Origin of the sequence: Pantoea sp. SORGH_AS_0659 (assembly GCF_031453915.1) — a bacterium.
GTDB lineage: Bacteria > Pseudomonadota > Gammaproteobacteria > Enterobacterales > Enterobacteriaceae > Pantoea > Pantoea leporis.
The window spans coordinates 3420716-3439142 of the sequence record NZ_JAVJAK010000001.1 but is presented as its reverse complement, the minus strand read 5'-3'; the positions used below and the strand labels follow the sequence as shown (position 1 = coordinate 3439142).

Here is an 18427-nt window from a genome sequence, read left to right as displayed (position 1 = left end):
GATGTCATCAATTCGACTGGCTGATTTAGCCCAGCAGTTGGATGCAGAATTGCACGGAGATGGCGATATCGTCATCTCCGGCATTGCTTCTATGCAATCCGCCACAACTGGCCAAATCACTTTTCTTGCAAACAGCCGCTACCGCGAGCAGCTCGCTACTATCCAGGCTTCAGCCGTGGTGCTGACGGAAGCGGATCTGGAGTGGTGTAAAACGGCCGCCCTGGTGGTGAAAAATCCTTACCTGACTTATGCCCGCATGGCACAACTGCTGGACACCACGCCGCAGCCCGCGCAGAATATCGCGCCCAGCGCGGTGATAGATGCAACGGCTAAGCTGGGTAACAACGTTTCGGTAGGCGCAAATGCGGTGATCGAGTCTGGCGTAGAGCTGGGTGACGACGTCGTTATTGGCGCAGGATGTTTTGTTGGTAAGCAGACGCGTATCGGTCGCGGCTCACGTTTGTGGGCTAATGTCACGATTTATCACGAAATTCAGATTGGTCAGGATTGTCTGATTCAGTCCGGCACCGTCATTGGTGCTGATGGTTTCGGGTATGCTAACGATCGCGGCAATTGGGTGAAAATCCCGCAGCTGGGTACCGTCGTGATTGGTGATCGGGTTGAAATTGGTGCCTGTACTACCATCGATCGCGGCGCGCTGGATAACACTCTGATCGGCAATGGTGTTATCATAGATAACCAGTGTCAGATTGCGCACAACGTCGTGATTGGTGATAACACCGCTGTTGCGGGTGGTGTGATCATGGCGGGTAGTCTGAAGATTGGACGTTACTGTATGATTGGCGGCGCCAGCGTCATTAACGGCCATATGGAAATCTGTGACAAAGTGACCGTAACGGGCATGGGCATGGTAATGCGCCCGATCACAGAGCCAGGCGTATATTCGTCGGGTATTCCACTGCAACCCAACAAAACCTGGCGTAAAACAGCAGCGCTGGTGATGAACATCGATGAAATAAGCAAACGCTTAAAAGCCATCGAACGTAAGGTCGGTAAAGACGACTAAACGCATCCCACGCTACTTGCTTTCATAACAAGAAGTGTACTTTCTTCCACCTTCGGTAACCCGAGAATGGCAGCAGGTATCGTAAGAAAGCGAAACGCCCCGAACTAATTTGCGGCCTGCGGAAGATCATTTTGATCGGTGCAGGCCGTGTTATTGATGCCATCAGATTTTTAGGACAGGAAGAGTATTTTGACTACTGAAACGCATACTCTGAAAATTGAAGAGATTTTAGAACTGCTGCCACATCGCTATCCTTTCTTGCTGGTTGATCGCGTGCTGGATTTTGAAGAGCATAAATATCTGCGCGCGGTGAAGAACGTTTCTGTTAACGAACCGTTTTTCCAGGGACATTTCCCTGGTAAGCCGATTTTCCCAGGCGTTCTAATCCTGGAAGCGATGGCGCAAGCGACCGGTATTCTGGCGTTCAAAAGCGTTGGGAAACTGGAACCAGGCGAACTCTATTACTTCGCTGGTATCGATGAAGCCCGTTTCAAACGTCCGGTTGTGCCGGGCGATCAGATGATCATGGAAGTGACCTTCGAGAAAACCCGTCGTGGTCTGACGCGCTTTAAAGGCGTGGCGACCGTGGACGGCAAAATTGTCTGTGAAGCGACCATGATGTGTGCCCGTAGCCGGGAGGCATAATAAGTGATTGATTCAACCGCCAATATCCATCCCAGTTCTGTCATTGAAGAGGGTGCCGTCATCGGCGCCAATGTTCATATCGGCCCGTTCTGCTTTATCGGCGCTAATGTGGAAATTGGTGAAGGAACCGTACTCAAATCGCACGTGGTGGTGAACGGCCACACGCGTATCGGCAAAGACAATCAGATCTACCAGTTCGCTTCCATTGGTGAAGTGAATCAGGACCTGAAATATGCGGGCGAACCGACGCGCGTTGAAATTGGCGATCGTAACCGCATCCGCGAGAGCGTCACCATTCATCGTGGCACCACGCAGGGCGGCAATGTGACCAAGGTCGGCAGCGATAACCTGCTGATGGTGAATGCTCACATCGCGCATGACTGCGTGATCGGCAATCGCTGCATCTTTGCTAACAATGCCACGCTGGGCGGTCACGTCACCGTTGATGATTTTGCGATTATCGGCGGCATGACGGCGGTACATCAGTGGTGCACCGTTGGTGCTCACGTGATGGTTGGCGGTTGTTCAGGCGTCGCGCAGGATGTGCCGCCTTATGTCATTGCGCAGGGCAACCACGCAACGCCATACGGTATCAACATCGAAGGTCTGAAGCGTCGCGGCTTTAGCAAAGAAGCGCTGCATGCCATTCGCAACGCGTACAAACTGCTGTACCGCAGCGGCAAAACGCTGGATGAAGTGAAACCAGAGATTGAAGAGCTGGCGAAACAACACAGCGAAGTGCAGCCTTTCTATGACTTCTTTGCCCGTTCAACGCGTGGATTGATTCGTTAATCCATGTCAGCGCGTCCCCTCACGATTGCCCTGGTCGCCGGAGAAACCTCCGGCGATATTCTTGGTGCAGGTCTCATCCGTGCGTTAAAAGCGCGCCATCCTGATGCGCGCTTTGTTGGCGTGGCCGGTCCGCTGATGCAGGCCGAAGGCTGCGAAGCCTGGTATGAGATGGAAGAGCTGGCGGTGATGGGCATCGTCGAAGTGCTGGGACGCCTGCGGCGTCTGCTGAAAATTCGTCGTGACCTGACGCAGCGCTTCACCGAACTCAAGCCGGATGTGTTCGTGGGCATTGATGCGCCGGATTTCAACATCACGCTGGAAGGTCGCCTCAAGCGCGCGGACATTCGCACCATTCATTACGTCAGCCCTTCGGTTTGGGCATGGCGTCAAAAGCGCGTTTTCAAAATCGGCCGCAACACCAATCTGGTGCTGGCATTCCTGCCGTTTGAAAAAGCGTTTTACGATCGCTTTAACGTGCCGTGCCGCTTTATCGGCCACACCATGGCTGATGCGATGCCGCTGCAGCCCGATAAGCTGGCGGCGCGCCGCGAGTTAGGCATTGCTGACGAGGCGATTTGCCTTGGCTTGTTGCCGGGCAGTCGCGGTGCCGAAGTGGAAATGCTCAGCGCCGATTTCCTGCGCGCCGCGCAGCTGCTGCGTCAGCGCTATCCCACGCTGGAAATCGTGGTGCCGCTGGTGAACGCCAAACGCCGCGCGCAGTTTGAGCAGATCAAAGCGCAAGTTGCGCCAGAACTGCCGATGCATTTGCTGGATGGCAAAGGCCGTCAGGCGATGCTGGCCAGCGATGCCGCTATTCTTGCGTCTGGCACCGCTGCGCTGGAGTGCATGCTGGCGAAATGCCCGATGGTGGTGGGATATCGCATGAAGCCGTCGACCTTCTGGCTGGCAAAACGTCTGGTAAAAACGCCGTACGTTTCTCTGCCAAATCTGCTGGCCGGTCGCGAGCTGGTGAAAGAGTTGCTGCAGGACGAATGCCAGCCCGACGCGTTAGCTGCGGCGCTGGAGCCGTTGCTGCACGCGGGCCCGGAGCGCGAAGCGCTACTGAAAACCTTCACCGAACTGCATCAACAGATTCGCTGGAATGCCGATGAGCAGGCGGCGGATGCGGTACTGGAGATTATCAATGGCTGAATTTATCTATCCCAACGCGCAGCGGATTGCTGGCGTTGATGAAGTAGGGCGCGGCCCGCTGGTTGGCGCCGTGGTCACGGCGGCGGTGATCCTCGATCCCGCCAACCCGATTGCCGGACTGGCCGACTCGAAAAAACTCTCCGAGAAGCGTCGTCTGGCGCTGTATGACGAGATCACAGAGAAGGCGCTGGCCTGGAGCCTTGGTCGTGCCGAGCCAGAGGAGATCGATCAGCTCAATATTCTGCACGCCACCATGCTGGCGATGCAGCGCGCGGTCGCGGGTTTGCACATTGCACCGGACTTCGTACTGATCGATGGTAACCGTTGCCCGGCGCTGCCGATGCCCTCGCAGGCGGTGGTGAAGGGCGATAGCCTGGTGCAAGCGATCAGTGCCGCCTCGATCATCGCCAAAGTCACGCGCGATCGTGAAATGGCCGAACTGGATCTGCTGTTCCCGCAATATGGCTTTGCGCAACACAAAGGCTATCCAACCGCGCTGCACATGGAAAAGCTGACGCAGCACGGCGCCACACCTCATCATCGTCGCAGCTTTGCGCCGGTGCGTAACGCCTTGATTGATGCCGATGTGCTGGCAGCCCGCCAGCCAACTACGCTTTAATAGCCTGACGCTGTTTTAACCGGAAACTGATATGGCTGAACCTCGTTTTATACATCTGCGCGTCCACAGTGATTACTCCATGGTTGATGGTCTGGCGAAAACCGGACCCTTAGTCAAGAAGGCGGCTGCGCTGGGCATGCCGGCGATTGCTATTACCGATTACATCAACCTGTGCGGGCTGGTGCGTTTTTACGGTAGCGCACACGGCGCGGGGATCAAGCCGATTATTGGTGCTGACTTCCAGGTTGCCAGCGAATTGATGGGCGATGAGCTGACACAGTTAACGCTGCTGGCGGCCAATAACACCGGTTATCAAAACCTGACCTTGCTGATTTCACGTGCATATCAGCGCGGTTACGGCATTGCGGGCCCAATCATCGATCGCGACTGGCTGCTGGAGCTGGGCGAAGGCCTGATTCTGCTGTCTGGCGGACGTCGCGGCGACGTGGGCCGCAGTCTGCTGCGCGGCAATAGCGCGATGGTAGCGCAGTGTTTGAGCTTTTATCAGGAACACTTCCCGAATCGTTATTACCTGGAATTGATGCGCACCGGTCGCGCCGATGAAGAAGCGTATCTGCATGCCGCCGTCGAGCTGGCGGTGGCCGAAGGCATTCCCGTCGTTGCCACCAACGAAGTGTGCTTCCTGAATGAAGAAGATTTTGATGCGCATGAAATCCGCGTCGCAATTCATGACGGCTATACGCTGGACGATCCCAAGCGTCCACGCAACTACAGTCCTCAGCAATATATGCGTAGTGAAGAGGAGATGTGCGAGCTGTTCTCGGACATTCCGGAAGCGCTGGAAAATAGCGTAGAGATTGCTAAGCGCTGTAACGTGACGGTGCGCCTCGGCGAATATTTCCTGCCGCAGTTCCCCACCGGTGACATGAGCACTGAAGACTTCCTCGTGGCGAAGTCACGTGAAGGCCTGGAAGAGCGTATGGAATTCCTCTTCCCGGATCCGGCGGTGCGCGCAGAAAAACGCGTGGAATATGATGAACGTCTGGAGATTGAACTCACTGTTATCAACCAGATGGGCTTCCCGGGCTACTTCCTGATCGTGATGGAGTTTATTCAGTGGTCGAAGGACAACGGCATTCCCGTCGGCCCAGGCCGCGGTTCGGGTGCCGGTTCATTGGTGGCGTATGCGCTGAAAATCACCGATATCGATCCGCTGGAGTTTGACCTGCTGTTCGAACGTTTCCTGAACCCGGAACGTGTGTCGATGCCTGACTTTGACGTTGACTTCTGCATGGAGAAGCGCGATCAGGTGATCGATCACGTGGCCGATATGTATGGACGCGATGCGGTATCGCAGATCATCACCTTCGGTACCATGGCGGCGAAAGCGGTCATCCGCGATGTGGGACGCGTACTCGGTCATCCGTACGGTTTTGTTGATCGTATCTCGAAACTGATCCCGCCGGATCCGGGCATGACGCTGGAGAAAGCCTTCCTGGCTGAACCGCAGCTACCGGAGATCTACGAGGCTGATGAAGAGGTGAAAGCGCTGATCGACATGGCGCGCAAACTGGAAGGTGTCACGCGTAACGCCGGTAAACACGCCGGTGGTGTGGTGATTTCGCCGACCAAAATCACCGATTTTGCGCCGCTGTACTGCGATGAAAACGGGCAATTCCCGGTTACCCAGTTTGATAAGAATGACGTGGAATATGCCGGGCTGGTGAAGTTTGACTTCCTTGGCCTGCGTACGCTTACCATCATCGACTGGGCGCTGAAGATGATTAACCCGCGCCGTGAAAAGCAGGGTTTGCCACCGATTGATATCGCCGCCATTCCGCTGGATGACAAGAAAAGCTTTGATATGCTGCAGCGCTCGGAAACCACGGCGGTGTTCCAGCTTGAATCGCGCGGCATGAAAGATCTGATCAAACGTCTGAAGCCTGACTGCTTCGAAGATATGATCGCACTGGTGGCGCTGTTCCGTCCGGGACCGCTGCAATCGGGCATGGTAGATAACTTCATTGACCGTAAGCACGGTCGCGAAGAGATCTCTTATCCGGATATTCAGTGGCAGCACGAAACCCTGAAGCCGGTGCTGGAGCCGACCTACGGCATCATTCTGTATCAGGAACAGGTGATGCAGATTGCGCAGGTGCTGTCTGGCTATACGCTGGGCGGCGCGGACATGCTGCGTCGTGCGATGGGTAAAAAGAAACCCGAAGAGATGGCGAAGCAGCGTTCGGTGTTCCGGGACGGTGCGGAGAAGATGGGCGTCGACGGTGAGCTGTCGATGAAAATCTTCGATCTGGTAGAAAAATTTGCCGGTTATGGCTTTAACAAGTCGCACTCCGCCGCTTACGCGCTGGTTTCTTATCAAACGCTGTGGCTGAAAGCGCACTATCCGGCAGAATTTATGGCGGCCGTAATGACCGCTGATATGGATAACACCGAGAAAGTGGTTGGCCTGGTCGACGAATGCTGGCGCATGGGCCTCAAAGTGCTGCCGCCAGACATCAACTCCGGTTTGTATCCGTTCCACGTCAATGACGAAGGCGAGATCGTTTACGGCATCGGCGCGATCAAAGGCGTGGGTGAGGGCCCGATCGAAGCGATCATTGATGCGCGTAATGAAGGCGGCTACTTCAAAGAGTTGTTTGATCTCTGTGCGCGCACCGACACCAAAAAGATCAACCGTCGCGTAATGGAAAAACTGATCATGTCGGGCGCATTCGATCGTCTCGGCCCGCATCGCGCGGCTTTGATGAGTGCACTCGGCGATGCATTAAAAGCGGCCGATCAGCATGCTAAAGCCGAAGCCATCGGCCAGGCCGATATGTTTGGCGTGCTGGCCGAAGAGCCAGAGCAGGTAGAGAAATCCTACGCCAGCATCACGCCGTGGCCGGAACAAATTCAACTGGATGGCGAACGAGAGACTTTGGGTCTCTATCTTACCGGACATCCGATTAACCAGTATTTGAAAGAAATTGAGCGTTACGTCGGCGGCATGCGGCTGAAAGACATGCATCCGACAGATCGTGGTAAAGTAACCGTCGCGGCGGGGCTGGTGATTGCCGCCCGTGTGATGGTCACTAAACGCGGCAACCGAATTGGTATTTGTACCATTGACGATCGTTCTGGTCGTCTTGAAGTGATGTTATTTACCGATGCGTTAGATAAATACCAGCAGTTGCTGGAGAAGGACCGTATCCTGATCGTCAGTGGACAGGTCAGCTTTGATGACTTTAGCGGTGGCCTTAAAATGACCGCTCGAGAAGTGATGGACATCGACGAAGCGCGGGAAAAATACGCGCGCGGACTTGCTATCTCGCTGACGGACAGGCAAATTGATGACCAGCTTTTAAACCGTCTCCGCCAGTCTCTGGAGCCTCATCGTTCCGGGACCATTCCGGTGCATCTCTACTATCAGAGAGCCGATGCGCGAGCGAAGCTACGCTTTGGTGCAGCGTGGCGTATTTCGCCCAGCGATCGTTTACTCAACGATTTGCGGTCGTTAGTAGGATCGGAGCAGGTGGAACTGGAGTTTGACTAAAACAGGAACATTATGAGTCTTAATTACCTGGATTTTGAACAGCCAATCGCAGAGCTTGAAGCGAAAATCGACTCGTTAAAATCGATTGGCCGTTCGGATGAGAAACACGATATTAATTTGGATGAGGAAGTGCAACGTTTACGCGAAAAAAGCGTTGAGCTGACCCGTAAAATCTTCTCCGATTTAGGCGCATGGCAAGTGGCGCAACTCGCGCGTCATCCGCTGCGTCCTTATACACTGGACTATATCCGCAACGCGTTTGATGATTTCGACGAACTGGCTGGCGATCGTGCTTATGCCGATGATAAAGCGATTGTCGGCGGTATTGCCCGTCTTGACGATCGTCCAGTGATGATCATTGGTCATCAGAAAGGTCGCGAGACCAAAGAGAAAATTCGTCGTAACTTCGGTATGCCGGCACCAGAAGGCTATCGCAAAGCGCTGCGTCTGATGGAAATGGCTGAACGCTTTAAGATGCCGCTGATCACCTTCATCGATACGCCGGGAGCTTATCCGGGCGTGGGTGCAGAAGAGCGCGGTCAGTCAGAAGCGATCGCACGCAACCTGCGTGAAATGTCTGGCCTGAAAATTCCGGTGATTTGTACCGTAATCGGCGAAGGCGGTTCCGGTGGTGCGCTGGCAATCGGCGTGGGCGACAAAGTCAATATGCTGCAATACAGCACCTATTCGGTGATTTCACCGGAAGGTTGTGCGTCGATCCTGTGGAAAAGCGCCGATAAAGCTCCGCTGGCTGCGGAAGCGATGGGTATCACAGCTGAGCGTCTGAAAGAGCTGAAGCTGATCGATTCCATCATTCCTGAGCCGCTGGGCGGCGCGCATCGTCAACCGGTAGATATGGCGGCTTCGCTTAAGCAGCAACTGCTGGCCGATCTGGCCGATCTCGATGTTCTGAGCACCGAAGAGTTGCTCAACCGTCGCTATCAGCGCCTGATGAACTACGGCTACGCTTGATACATCAGAGCTAAGCAAGAAGCGGACCCCGGTCCGCTTTTTTTATGTCGAACGAATACCATTCTGATCAGCCATCCGTAGGGTAGCCATCCATGGCTACCTGGTTCGACGATTTCGCTGTGACTTCGGTGCAAGGTCCAGAAAAGACCAGCCCGATCGCAAAGAATCACTGCATCCATGCAGATCGGCCTCGCCATCCATGGCTCGGATGCTTTGCTCTTCGGGCTGATCTTTCCTGTCCCCTTTGGCTTGATCGTGGCTTTTCTGGTGCATTAGCATTCGGTTGCAATCACTCAACAGCAGAGCATTCCAGGTTTATCCGCGCGCGGTTTTCGCTATCCTTATTCAGTGCCACAACACCACAGGAGGTGAGCATTGAATATTATTGCGATCATGGGACCGCACGGCGCTTTCTACAAAGATGAGCCTATTCGCGAACTGGATGCTGCCCTCAAGCTGCAAGGCTTCCAAACCGTTTACCCCAATAATGCCAGCGACCTGCTGAAGTTGATTGAACACAATCCGCGTATCTGCGGTGTGATTTTTGACTGGGACGATTACAGTCTGGCGCTGTGTAGCGACATCAATCAGCTTAATGAATATCTGCCGCTCTATGCCTTCATCAACACCCATTCGCAGATGGATGTCAGCATCAACGAGATGCGCATGGCGCTGCACTTCTTCGAGTATGCCCTGAGCGCTGCCGATGACATCGCGCTGCATATTCGTCAGTACACCGATGAGTACATCGATAACATCACGCCGCCGCTAACTAAAGCGTTGTTCACCTACGTCAAAGAGGGCAAATACACCTTCTGCACGCCGGGTCACATGGGCGGCAGCGCCTTCCAGAAAAGCCCGGTGGGCAGCCTGTTTTATGACTTCTTTGGCTCGAACACCTTAAAAGCGGATGTCTCGATCTCGGTCACGGAATTGGGTTCATTGCTCGATCACACCGGCCCGCATCTGGAAGCGGAGGAGTACGTTGCGCGCACCTTTGGCGCTGAGCAAAGCTACATGGTGACCAACGGCACCTCGACCTCGAATAAAATCGTCGGCATGTATGCGGCGCCTGTGGGTAGCACGGTGCTGATTGACCGCAACTGCCATAAATCGCTGACCCATTTGCTGATGATGAGCGACATCATCCCAATCTGGCTCAAACCGACGCGCAACGCGCTGGGCATTCTGGGCGGCATTCCGCAGCGCGAGTTTACGCGTGACAACATCCAGCAAAAGGTCAACGCCACGCCGCGCGCTAGCTGGCCGGTGCATGCGGTGATCACCAACTCAACCTACGATGGCCTGCTGTACAACACGCAGTTCATCAAACAGACGCTGGATGTGCCATCGATCCACTTTGATTCTGCGTGGGTGCCGTACACCAATTTCCATCCGATCTATGCCGGTAAAAGCGGCATGAGCGGCGATCGTATTCCCGGCAAAGTGATTTATGAAACGCAATCGACGCACAAACTGTTAGCGGCGTTCTCGCAGGCTTCGCTGATTCACATCAAAGGCGATTACGACGAGCACACCTTCAACGAAGCCTACATGATGCACACCACCACCTCGCCGAGCTACGCGATTGTCTCGTCGATTGAAACCGCGGCGGCGATGCTGCGCGGCAATCCGGGTAAGCGACTGATCAACCGCTCGGTTGAACGTGCGCTGCATTTCCGTCGTGAGATTCAACGCTTGCGCGAAGAGTCTGACGGCTGGTTCTTTGATATCTGGCAGCCGGAGCAGGTCGATCAAGCCGAATGCTGGCCGATCCAGCCGGGCGAGGAGGATTGGCACGGTTTCACCCATGCCGATCGCGATCATATGTATCTCGATCCGATCAAAGTCACCATTCTGACGCCGGGCATGAGCGAGCTGGGTAACATGGCGGAAGAGGGCATTCCAGCCGCGCTGGTGGCGAAGTTCCTCGATCAGCGCGGCATCGTGGTGGAGAAAACCGGGCCGTACAATCTGCTGTTCCTGTTCAGCATCGGCATCGATAAAACCAAAGCGATGAGCGTGCTGCGTGGGCTGACGGAGTTTAAGCGTGCATACGATCTCAACCTGCGCGTGAAAAACATGCTGCCGGATCTCTACGCTGAAGATCCCGACTTCTACCGCAACATGCGCATTCAAACGCTGGCGCAGGGCATTCATCAATTGATCCTGCAACATGATCTGCCGCGCCTGATGTTGAAAGCGTTCGACGTGCTGCCGGAGATGAAAATGACGCCGCATCAGGCGTTTCAGCGCCAGGTAAAAGGTCAGGTGGAAACGGTGGATATTCGCGAGCTGGTGGGGGGCATTTCCGCCAACATGATTCTGCCGTATCCGCCTGGCGTGCCGGTGGTGATGCCGGGCGAGATGATCACCGAAGAGAGCCGTTCCGTACTCGATTTTCTGCTGATGCTATGCACCATCGGCCGACACTATCCCGGTTTCGAGACCGATATTCACGGTGCGACGTTGACGGACGATGGGCGTTATCTGGTGCGCGTATTGCGTGAAGATGATGAAGGCTAACTTAGGACAATCACCTCTTTTCATCGTCGCATTTGCCACGTAGGGTAAGCGGCTTATGTGAAAACCGGAGTCGCTATGCTGCAGATTAAACAGATCCATCACATCGCCATTATTGCCACCGATTATCAGTGCAGTAAGGCGTTTTATTGTGATGTGCTGGGCTTTGAATTGTTGGGTGAATATTACCGCGCCGATCGTGACTCGTGGAAAGGCGATCTTGGCCTGAACGGGGTTTATACCATCGAACTGTTCTCTTTCCCCTCGCCGCCGCCACGCGTTAGTGGACCGGAAGCCTGCGGCCTGCGTCATCTGGCGTTTTGCGTTGAGGATGTTGAACAGTCCATAGCGGCGCTGGCGGAGAAGGGCGTGACGTGCGAGCCGATTCGTATCGATGCGTTAACCGGTAAAGCCTGCACCTTCTTCCCCGATCCGGATGGTTTGCCGCTGGAGCTGTATCAGGCGTAAACTAGCGTCCGCCGCGAGCCGCAATTCGGTGGCTCGCCCGGACGGAACGCGCTCATGTCTTTATCTCATCTTGCTTCGCTGCTGACACCCGACGCTGGCTATGTGCTGGCGTTCAGCGGCGGACTTGATTCCACCGTGCTGCTGCATCAATTGGTCTGCTGGCAACGTCAGCAGCCAGCGCTACACGTGCGCGCGTTACACGTCCATCATGGTCTCAGCCCGAATGCCGATAGCTGGGCGCTGCATTGCCAGCAAGTTTGCCAGCAGTGGCAGATTCCCTGTGAAGTGCTGCATGTGCAGGTTGATGGCCGCGCCAACGGCATTGAAGCGGCTGCCCGCGAAGCACGCTATCAGGCGCTGTTTCAGCATCTGCAACCCGGTGAACACTTACTTACCGCTCAGCACCTTGACGATCAGGCGGAAACGCTGCTGCTGGCGTTAAAACGCGGCAGCGGACCGGCGGGTTTGGCCGCGATGCCGCTGCAGCGCAGCGTGGGTGAACATCGGCATCTGCGTCCGTTGCTCGACGTTAGCCGTCAGCAGCTGGAAAACTATGCTACCGAGCATCAACTGCGCTGGATTGAAGATGAAAGCAACGCCGATAGCCGCTATGACCGCAACTTCCTGCGTCAGCAGATTCTGCCGCAGCTGCAGGCGCGCTGGCCGCACTTCAGTGCCGCCAGTGCACGCAGCGCCGCGCTCTGTGGCGAGCAGGAGCAACTGCTCGACGAGTTGATGGCGGAACAGCTGGCGCAGCTTAGCGATGCGCAGGGCGCGCTGCACTTCCCGCCGTTAATGAACATGAGCGAAGCGCGGCGTCATGCGCTGTTACGCCGCTGGATTGCTCAACAGGGCGGCGCGATGCCTTCGCGCGAGGCATTGAAACGCATCACCGATGAAGTCATCAACAGCCGTGAAGATGCCAAACCTTGTTTGCGTTTCGGCGCTTTTGAGCTGCGCCGCTATCGCCAGCAACTCTATTGGTTACCGCCGCAGCCTTCACTTAGTCAGCACTTGCTAACCTGGCAAGACCGCACGCAGCCGCTTAATTTACCCGCTGGTTTAGGTTCGCTGCACGCGAATGCGTGGATTGCCGAGCTGCGCCAGCCTGCAGCGGATGAAGCGATCACGATCCGCTTCCAGGCGCAGGGTTATTATCATATACAGGGGCGCGCAGGTGGCCGCGAGATGAAGAAGCTGTGGCAAGAGCTGGGCGTTGCGCCCTGGCAGCGCGAACGTATTCCGTTGATTTATTTTAACCAGACGTTAATTAGCGCGCCGGGGCTGTTTATTACCCGCGAAGGCGCAGCCAGCAACGAGCAAGGCTGGCAGGCGATCTGGTCACCACAACAATAAAATGGAGAGCAATGATGAAACTTTGGATGGCCGCGGCGTTATTCGCTGCGGCGCTGCCGGCGTTGGCCGACGGCGATGTGAATGCGGGCGCGCAAAAAGCGGCAAGCTGTGTGGCGTGTCACGGTGCGGAGGGCAAAAGCGCCGTGCCGCTTTATCCCAATCTGGCCGGGCAACATGCGCCTTATCTGCTGCATTCACTGCAAGCCTATAAAAAAGGCGAGCGGAGCGGCGGCCAGGCGGAAGTGATGAAAGCGTTTGTCACGGGATTGAGCGATCAGGATATGGCAGATTTATCGGCGTATTACAGTTCGTTAAAACCTTAAGCGAGGTGGGCGGGATGTGATTCCCGCCCGAGAGAGGTTTTACTCGTCTTCGCTGACGACGACGGTGCCCAGCTCAGGATGTGTGAAGCTGGCGATGTGGTCGAGCCGCACTTCGCGGGTCTCGCCTGAGAGATCGACGGCAAGGTACTCGACGTTTTTACGTGAGACCATGTCCACGGCTTTGGCCTTGAGCTGATCGCCGTTTTTTAACTCTAACGACAGCGTCCAGTGTTTTTGGCAGGCGAGTTCAAGGTTGTCGTAATCATCGCAGTTGATGGGTTTGTAGGCTTCATTCGTCAACATAGTCGCTCACCAATAAGTTTGCAGCGGCATACGCTGCTTGTTCCCTGAGAGAAGAGTTTAGCGCAGAATCAGCGGCAATATCGTTGAGAGCCTTCAACGCACAACCTATGGCGTCTGGCACATACCCAAGGTCGCCGCTACCAATTTCGGCATACTTCTGGCGAACTAACTCACAATACTTTTGCACATACACCTCCTCAGCAGAGTTGATACTCTGGATGATAGGCGACTATATCACAGGAATTTCATCGAAATCAGCCCGGTCGTCACGGGAATGATGCAAGCAAATGGGCAAAAGTGACATTTCGCGCTGGTCTTATGCATTCAGCGTGCGCACAAAAGGTTAAGTTGATGAACAGGTTATTACGCGACGCAACGTCGAGCCAAACGGTAGGTGACAGATGATTGTGCTGTCTCGATCGCTTTCACTTGCAGATAATGAAGTGGAACTCAGTGCCATCCGTGCGCAAGGTGCCGGTGGCCAGCATGTGAATAAAACGTCGACGGCGATTCACCTGCGATTTGATATTCATGCCTCATCGCTGCCGCCGTTTTACAAAGAGCGACTGCTGGCGGCGAGCCATCATTTGATTACCGCGGAAGGCGTGGTGATCATCAAAGCACAGGAACATCGCAGCCAGGAAATGAATCGGGAAGCGGCCGTGCAGCGGCTGATAAATCTGATTCGGGAGTTAACCACGGTGGAAAAAGTGCGGCGTGCGACCAAACCGACGCACGGCTCTAAAGTGAGGCGGCTGGAAGGTAAAACGCGGCGCAGTAACGTGAAGGCGATGCGCGGAAAGGTGCAATAAAAAACGCCTCCGGCTGGAGGCGTTTAAGCGTTACTTGTTGAGTGCTTTCACCAGGAAGTCGACGATGTCATGTTGCTTAATCATCTGCTTCTCGCTGGCGGTACGCGCCTTGTACTCAATCTCTTCGTTATCGAGATTACGATCGCCAATTACGATGGTGTGCGGCACGCCAATCAGCTCCATATCCGCGAACATCACGCCTGGACGCTCTTTACGGTCATCCAGAATCACGTCAATGCCTTTGGCACGCAGCGTGTTGTACAGCTCTTCAGCCAACTGCTGCACACGGAAAGATTTGTGCATATTCATTGGCAGAATGGCCACTTCAAACGGTGCCAATGCCGCAGGCCAGATGATGCCACGTTCGTCGTTGTTCTGCTCAATTGCCGCCGCCACAACGCGCGTAATACCGATGCCGTAACAGCCCATGGTCATCACCTGGTTACGACCATCTTCGCCCTGAACCGCTGCTTTCATCGCTTCGGAGTACTTGGTACCCAGCTGGAAGATGTGGCCCACTTCGATACCGCGTTTAATCAGCAGCGTACCTTTGCCGTCTGGGCTTGGATCGCCTTCCACCACGTTACGGATATCTTCCACGCGCGGTTCTGGCAGATCGCGGCCCCAGTTGATGCCGCTCAGGTGTTTGCCATCAATGTTGGCACCCGCGCAGAAGTCAGCTGTTTTTGCCACGGTACGATCGGCGATCACTGGCATGGTCAAACCGACCGGGCCGAGCGAGCCTGGACCGGCACCCAGCAGCGCGCGAATCTGTTCTTCGCTCGCCATCTCCAGCGGTTCAGCGACGATATCCAGCTTCTCCGCTTTAATTTCGTTCAGCTGATGATCGCCGCGCAGCAGCAGGGCAACCAGCGTGTGGCCGCTCTCTTCGGTGGCTTTGACGAACAGCGTCTTAACGGTTTTCTCAATCGGCAACTGATGTTGCTCAACCAGCTCGGCGATAGTCTTGGCGTTTGGCGTATCGAACTGCGTCATGGCTTCTGTGGCGTGCGGACGCTCGCCAGCCGGCGCTAAGGCTTCGGCTTTCTCAATGTTGGCCGCGTAATCGGATTCGCTGGAGAAGATCACGTCATCTTCACCGCTCAGTGCCAGCACCTGGAATTCATGTGATGCGCTGCCGCCGATAGAACCGGTGTCAGCTTGTACGGCGCGGAAATCAAGGCCCATACGGCTGAAGCTCTGGCTGTAGGCGCGGTACATCGCGTCGTAGGTTTCCTGCAGCGATTCCTGCGTGGTGTGGAACGAGTAAGCATCTTTCATGATGAACTCGCGTGAACGCATCACACCAAAACGCGGGCGCACTTCATCGCGGAATTTGGTCTGGATCTGATACAGATTGAGCGGCAGCTGCTTATAAGAGCTCAGCTCGTTGCGGATCAAATCGGTGACCACTTCTTCGTGGGTTGGACCCAGCACGAAGGGACGTTCGTGACGATCTTTAATGCGCAGCAGTTCCGGGCCGTATTGCTCCCAACGGCCGCTCTCTTCCCACAGATCGGCAGGCTGAACCACCGGCATGGAGATCTCAATCGCACCGGCGTTGTTCATCTCTTCACGCACGATGTTTTCAACTTTTCGCAGCACGCGAATCCCGGTCGGCAACCAGGTGTAGAGACCGGAAGCCAGTTTGCGGATCATGCCGGCGCGCAGCATCAGCTGGTGGCTGATCACTTCTGCATCGGAAGGTGTCTCCTTCAGAGTGGAGAGCAGATATTGAGTAGTACGCATTGATTACGATTCCAGTTATACGGAAGGAAACTGACAAAATTTTTCTGGCGGCTAGTGTACCAGCGAGATCAATCACTCAAAAGCGGGTTTTAACGGGGATCGAGGGCGATCACCTCGGTTCCTGCCTCATCAATGCGCCAGCGCACGTTAAAGTCGAGTAGCCAGGCGGCATATTCACGATCTTCCGTCTCACCTTTACGGTAAGCCGGGCGCGGATCCTGTGCCAGCACTTCGCTAATGAAACGCGCTAGCTGCGGATGGGTTTTCTGCTGCAGCTGAAGCTGGCTCTGCGCCAGCGGCGAAAAGCGCACCGGCATGGTGGCATCAGGCGCCGCCTGCGCAAACCCGGCGCGCGCATCAGGCAGCGCTTCGGCAAACGGCAGATAAGGTTTGATATCCACCACAGGCGTGCCATCGACTAAATCGAGGCTGCCGAGCTGCAAGATCACCTGCTGCTTCTCGCAGCGAATGCCTTTTAACTCAACCAGCGACATGCCGATAGGATTGGGGCGGAAGGTTGAACGGGTGGCGAACACGCCCATACGCGCATTGCCACCGAGGCGCGGGGGACGCACGGTCGGACGCCAGCCTCCTTCAATGGTTTGATGGAATACAAACAGCACCCACAAATGACTAAACGCTTCCAGCCCGCGCACGGCTTCCGGCTGATTGTAAGGTGGTAGCAGATGCAGCTCGCCGCAGCCATCCTGCACCAGACCGGGCTGGCGCGGGACGGCAAACTTCTCTTTCCACGGCGAACGAATCACGCCGATTTGCGCAAAGGCAAACTCACTCATTGATTTGATACTTTCAGTGCGGAGCCCTGGCAAATGGCCTGGCGATAGCATCCCGGCGTGCTGGTGACAATTTCGCACTTATGCAGCAGGACGGCGTTGGCTTTCATGCCGGCTGCGCGAATCTGCAGGCGCTTGCGCGCGGTGTTGATGTTAGGAGGCGAATCCTGGCTGCTGCTCTGGCAATCTTCAGCAGAGACTTCGCCCAAATCGCGGAACGGGTTGCTGACCAGATCGGTCGCATCGGTGTAGATCTTCACCGGCGCGGGACGTGGAGTCGGTTTACGTTGTGGTTCGCTGGATGCTTGTTGCGGACGAGAAGGAGCACTGCTTATCGGGTGATATTCACGCACACACCCGGTCAGCATCAATGCTAACAAGCAGAGCGGTAAAAAACGCATGGCAACATCCTCAAGTAATAAAAAAGTGGCGTTATTGAAACAAGGACGACAATAAATAACAAGTCAGGTGCAATTTATGGCAAAAGAAAGGGCGGCCGAAGCCGCCCTGCAAGGCATGAAAGGTGAACATTACCAGCCTTTCACTGCGCCACCGTTAAAGATCTTGTTGGCCGCTTCAGACACTTCGTCTGATTGGTAAGCCTGCACAAACTTCTTCACGTTCTCCGCGTCTTTATTATCTTCACGGCTAACAATCAGGTTCACGTAAGGTGAATCTTTGTCTTCCACGAAGATGCCATCTTTCGCTGGCGTCAGACCAATCTGGCTGGCGTACGTGGTGTTGATCACCGCCAGTGCGATCTGCTGATCGTCAAGTGAACGTGGCAGCTGCGGCGCTTCCAGCTCAACAATCTTCAGCTTTTTCGGGTTCTCAGTGATATCCAGTGAGGTTGGCAGCAGGCCAACGCCATCTTTCAGTTTGATCAGGCCGACTTTCTGCAGCAGCAGCAGTGAACGTCCCAGGTTGGTTGGATCGTTCGGGATAGCAACCTGTGAACCGTCCTGCAGTTCATCCAGTGATTTGATTTTCTTCGAGTATCCGGCGATTGGGTAAACGAAGGTGTTCGCTACGAAGGCCAGCTTGTAACCGCGATCTTTGATCTGCTGATCCAGGTACGGCTTGTGCTGGAAGGCGTTAACGTCAATATCACCTTTGCTCAGTGCTTCGTTTGGCAGCACGTAATCGTTAAAGGTCACTAGCTCAACATCGAGGCCATATTTCTCTTTCGCCACTTTAACTGCAGTTTCAGCAACCTGCTGTTCAGCGCCGACAATCACACCCACTTTAATGTGGTTTGGATCTTTTGCTTTCTGATCGCATCCTGCCAGCGCAATTGCGCCAATCAGAGCACCCACAGCGGCAATCTTTTTAAATGTAAAAGACATATCCTTTCCTTAATAGAGGACTATTGATGTTG

General features: G+C 55.0%; 18 protein-coding genes. 12 read left to right on the top strand and 6 right to left on the bottom strand.

The features are described from left to right. Window position 1: 1 nt before the first annotated feature. From lpxD to Q3H59_RS16310, 11 genes are all read left to right on the top strand, one after another. Complete coding sequence (lpxD, locus tag Q3H59_RS16360; protein WP_110867574.1) at window positions 2-1027, top strand: UDP-3-O-(3-hydroxymyristoyl)glucosamine N-acyltransferase; 1026 nt, start codon at window positions 2-4, stop codon at window positions 1025-1027. Between the two features lie 189 nt (window positions 1028-1216). After that, window positions 1217-1672 (top strand): 3-hydroxyacyl-ACP dehydratase FabZ, encoded by a 456-nt coding sequence (fabZ, locus tag Q3H59_RS16355; RefSeq protein WP_007893924.1) that lies wholly within the window; start codon window positions 1217-1219, stop codon window positions 1670-1672. A gap of 3 nt (window positions 1673-1675) precedes the next feature. Further along, complete coding sequence (gene lpxA, locus Q3H59_RS16350; protein ID WP_309835856.1) at window positions 1676-2464, top strand: acyl-ACP--UDP-N-acetylglucosamine O-acyltransferase; 789 nt, start codon at window positions 1676-1678, stop codon at window positions 2462-2464. 3 nt (window positions 2465-2467) lie between these two features. Continuing rightward, the gene (gene lpxB, locus Q3H59_RS16345; RefSeq protein ID WP_309835854.1) at window positions 2468-3616 is read left to right on the top strand and encodes a lipid-A-disaccharide synthase; all 1149 of its coding nucleotides are present in this window, start codon (window positions 2468-2470) and stop codon (window positions 3614-3616) included. Beyond that, window positions 3609-4235 carry a ribonuclease HII gene (rnhB, locus tag Q3H59_RS16340; protein ID WP_309835852.1) on the top strand — a complete coding sequence of 209 codons (627 nt, stop codon included), beginning with the start codon at window positions 3609-3611 and terminating at the stop codon, window positions 4233-4235. Before lpxB ends, rnhB begins: the two co-directional genes overlap by 8 nt. A 31-nt stretch (window positions 4236-4266) precedes the next feature. Beyond that, window positions 4267-7749, top strand: coding sequence for a DNA polymerase III subunit alpha (dnaE, locus tag Q3H59_RS16335; RefSeq protein ID WP_101762039.1), 3483 nt, complete (start codon window positions 4267-4269; stop codon window positions 7747-7749). 12 nt (window positions 7750-7761) lie between these two features. Further along, window positions 7762-8721 carry an acetyl-CoA carboxylase carboxyl transferase subunit alpha gene (accA, locus tag Q3H59_RS16330; protein ID WP_280172481.1) on the top strand — a complete coding sequence of 320 codons (960 nt, stop codon included), beginning with the start codon at window positions 7762-7764 and terminating at the stop codon, window positions 8719-8721. A gap of 375 nt (window positions 8722-9096) precedes the next feature. Continuing rightward, the gene (locus Q3H59_RS16325; RefSeq protein ID WP_309835848.1) at window positions 9097-11247 is read left to right on the top strand and encodes a lysine decarboxylase LdcC; all 2151 of its coding nucleotides are present in this window, start codon (window positions 9097-9099) and stop codon (window positions 11245-11247) included. A 75-nt stretch (window positions 11248-11322) separates the two neighbouring features. Beyond that, window positions 11323-11712 (top strand): VOC family protein, encoded by a 390-nt coding sequence (locus Q3H59_RS16320; RefSeq protein WP_309835846.1) that lies wholly within the window; start codon window positions 11323-11325, stop codon window positions 11710-11712. 54 nt (window positions 11713-11766) lie between these two features. After that, on the top strand, window positions 11767-13068 hold the full coding sequence (gene tilS / locus Q3H59_RS16315; protein ID WP_309835844.1) for a tRNA lysidine(34) synthetase TilS: 1302 nt from the start codon (window positions 11767-11769) through the stop codon (window positions 13066-13068). A gap of 14 nt (window positions 13069-13082) precedes the next feature. Then, on the top strand, window positions 13083-13391 hold the full coding sequence (locus tag Q3H59_RS16310) for a cytochrome c (protein WP_309836736.1): 309 nt from the start codon (window positions 13083-13085) through the stop codon (window positions 13389-13391). 39 nt (window positions 13392-13430) lie between these two features. Here the strand turns inward: Q3H59_RS16310 and rof are convergent, their stop codons facing one another. Both rof and Q3H59_RS16300 read right to left on the bottom strand, forming a co-directional pair. Beyond that, window positions 13431-13694: a Rho-binding antiterminator gene (gene rof, locus Q3H59_RS16305; protein WP_101762034.1), complete on the bottom strand. Its 264-nt coding sequence runs from the start codon at window positions 13692-13694 to the stop codon at window positions 13431-13433. After that, window positions 13681-13881, bottom strand: a complete 201-nt coding sequence (locus Q3H59_RS16300) for a YaeP family protein (protein ID WP_036622231.1) — start codon at window positions 13879-13881, stop codon at window positions 13681-13683. Before Q3H59_RS16300 ends, rof begins: the two co-directional genes overlap by 14 nt. 214 nt (window positions 13882-14095) lie before the next feature. On the opposite strand from Q3H59_RS16300, the gene arfB reads away from it, so the two are divergent. Next, the gene (gene arfB / locus Q3H59_RS16295) at window positions 14096-14506 is read left to right on the top strand and encodes an alternative ribosome rescue aminoacyl-tRNA hydrolase ArfB (RefSeq protein ID WP_101762033.1); all 411 of its coding nucleotides are present in this window, start codon (window positions 14096-14098) and stop codon (window positions 14504-14506) included. A 30-nt stretch (window positions 14507-14536) separates the two neighbouring features. On the opposite strand, the gene proS is transcribed toward arfB, so the two are convergent. The 4 genes from proS to Q3H59_RS16275 all read right to left on the bottom strand — a co-directional run bounded on the left by proS (window position 14537) and on the right by Q3H59_RS16275 (window position 18395). Next, window positions 14537-16255 (bottom strand): proline--tRNA ligase, encoded by a 1719-nt coding sequence (gene proS / locus Q3H59_RS16290; protein WP_277974552.1) that lies wholly within the window; start codon window positions 16253-16255, stop codon window positions 14537-14539. Window positions 16256-16344: 89 nt separating this feature from the next. After that, entirely contained in the window at window positions 16345-17052 is a 708-nt protein-coding gene (gene tsaA, locus Q3H59_RS16285; protein ID WP_277974553.1) for a tRNA (N6-threonylcarbamoyladenosine(37)-N6)-methyltransferase TrmO, read from the bottom strand. Next, complete coding sequence (gene rcsF / locus Q3H59_RS16280; protein ID WP_101762030.1) at window positions 17049-17450, bottom strand: Rcs stress response system protein RcsF; 402 nt, start codon at window positions 17448-17450, stop codon at window positions 17049-17051. Before rcsF ends, tsaA begins: the two co-directional genes overlap by 4 nt. 129 nt (window positions 17451-17579) lie before the next feature. Beyond that, a complete protein-coding gene (locus Q3H59_RS16275) occupies window positions 17580-18395 on the bottom strand; it encodes a MetQ/NlpA family lipoprotein (protein ID WP_277974554.1) in 816 nt (271 codons plus the stop codon). Between the last annotated feature and the right edge of the window lie 32 nt (window positions 18396-18427).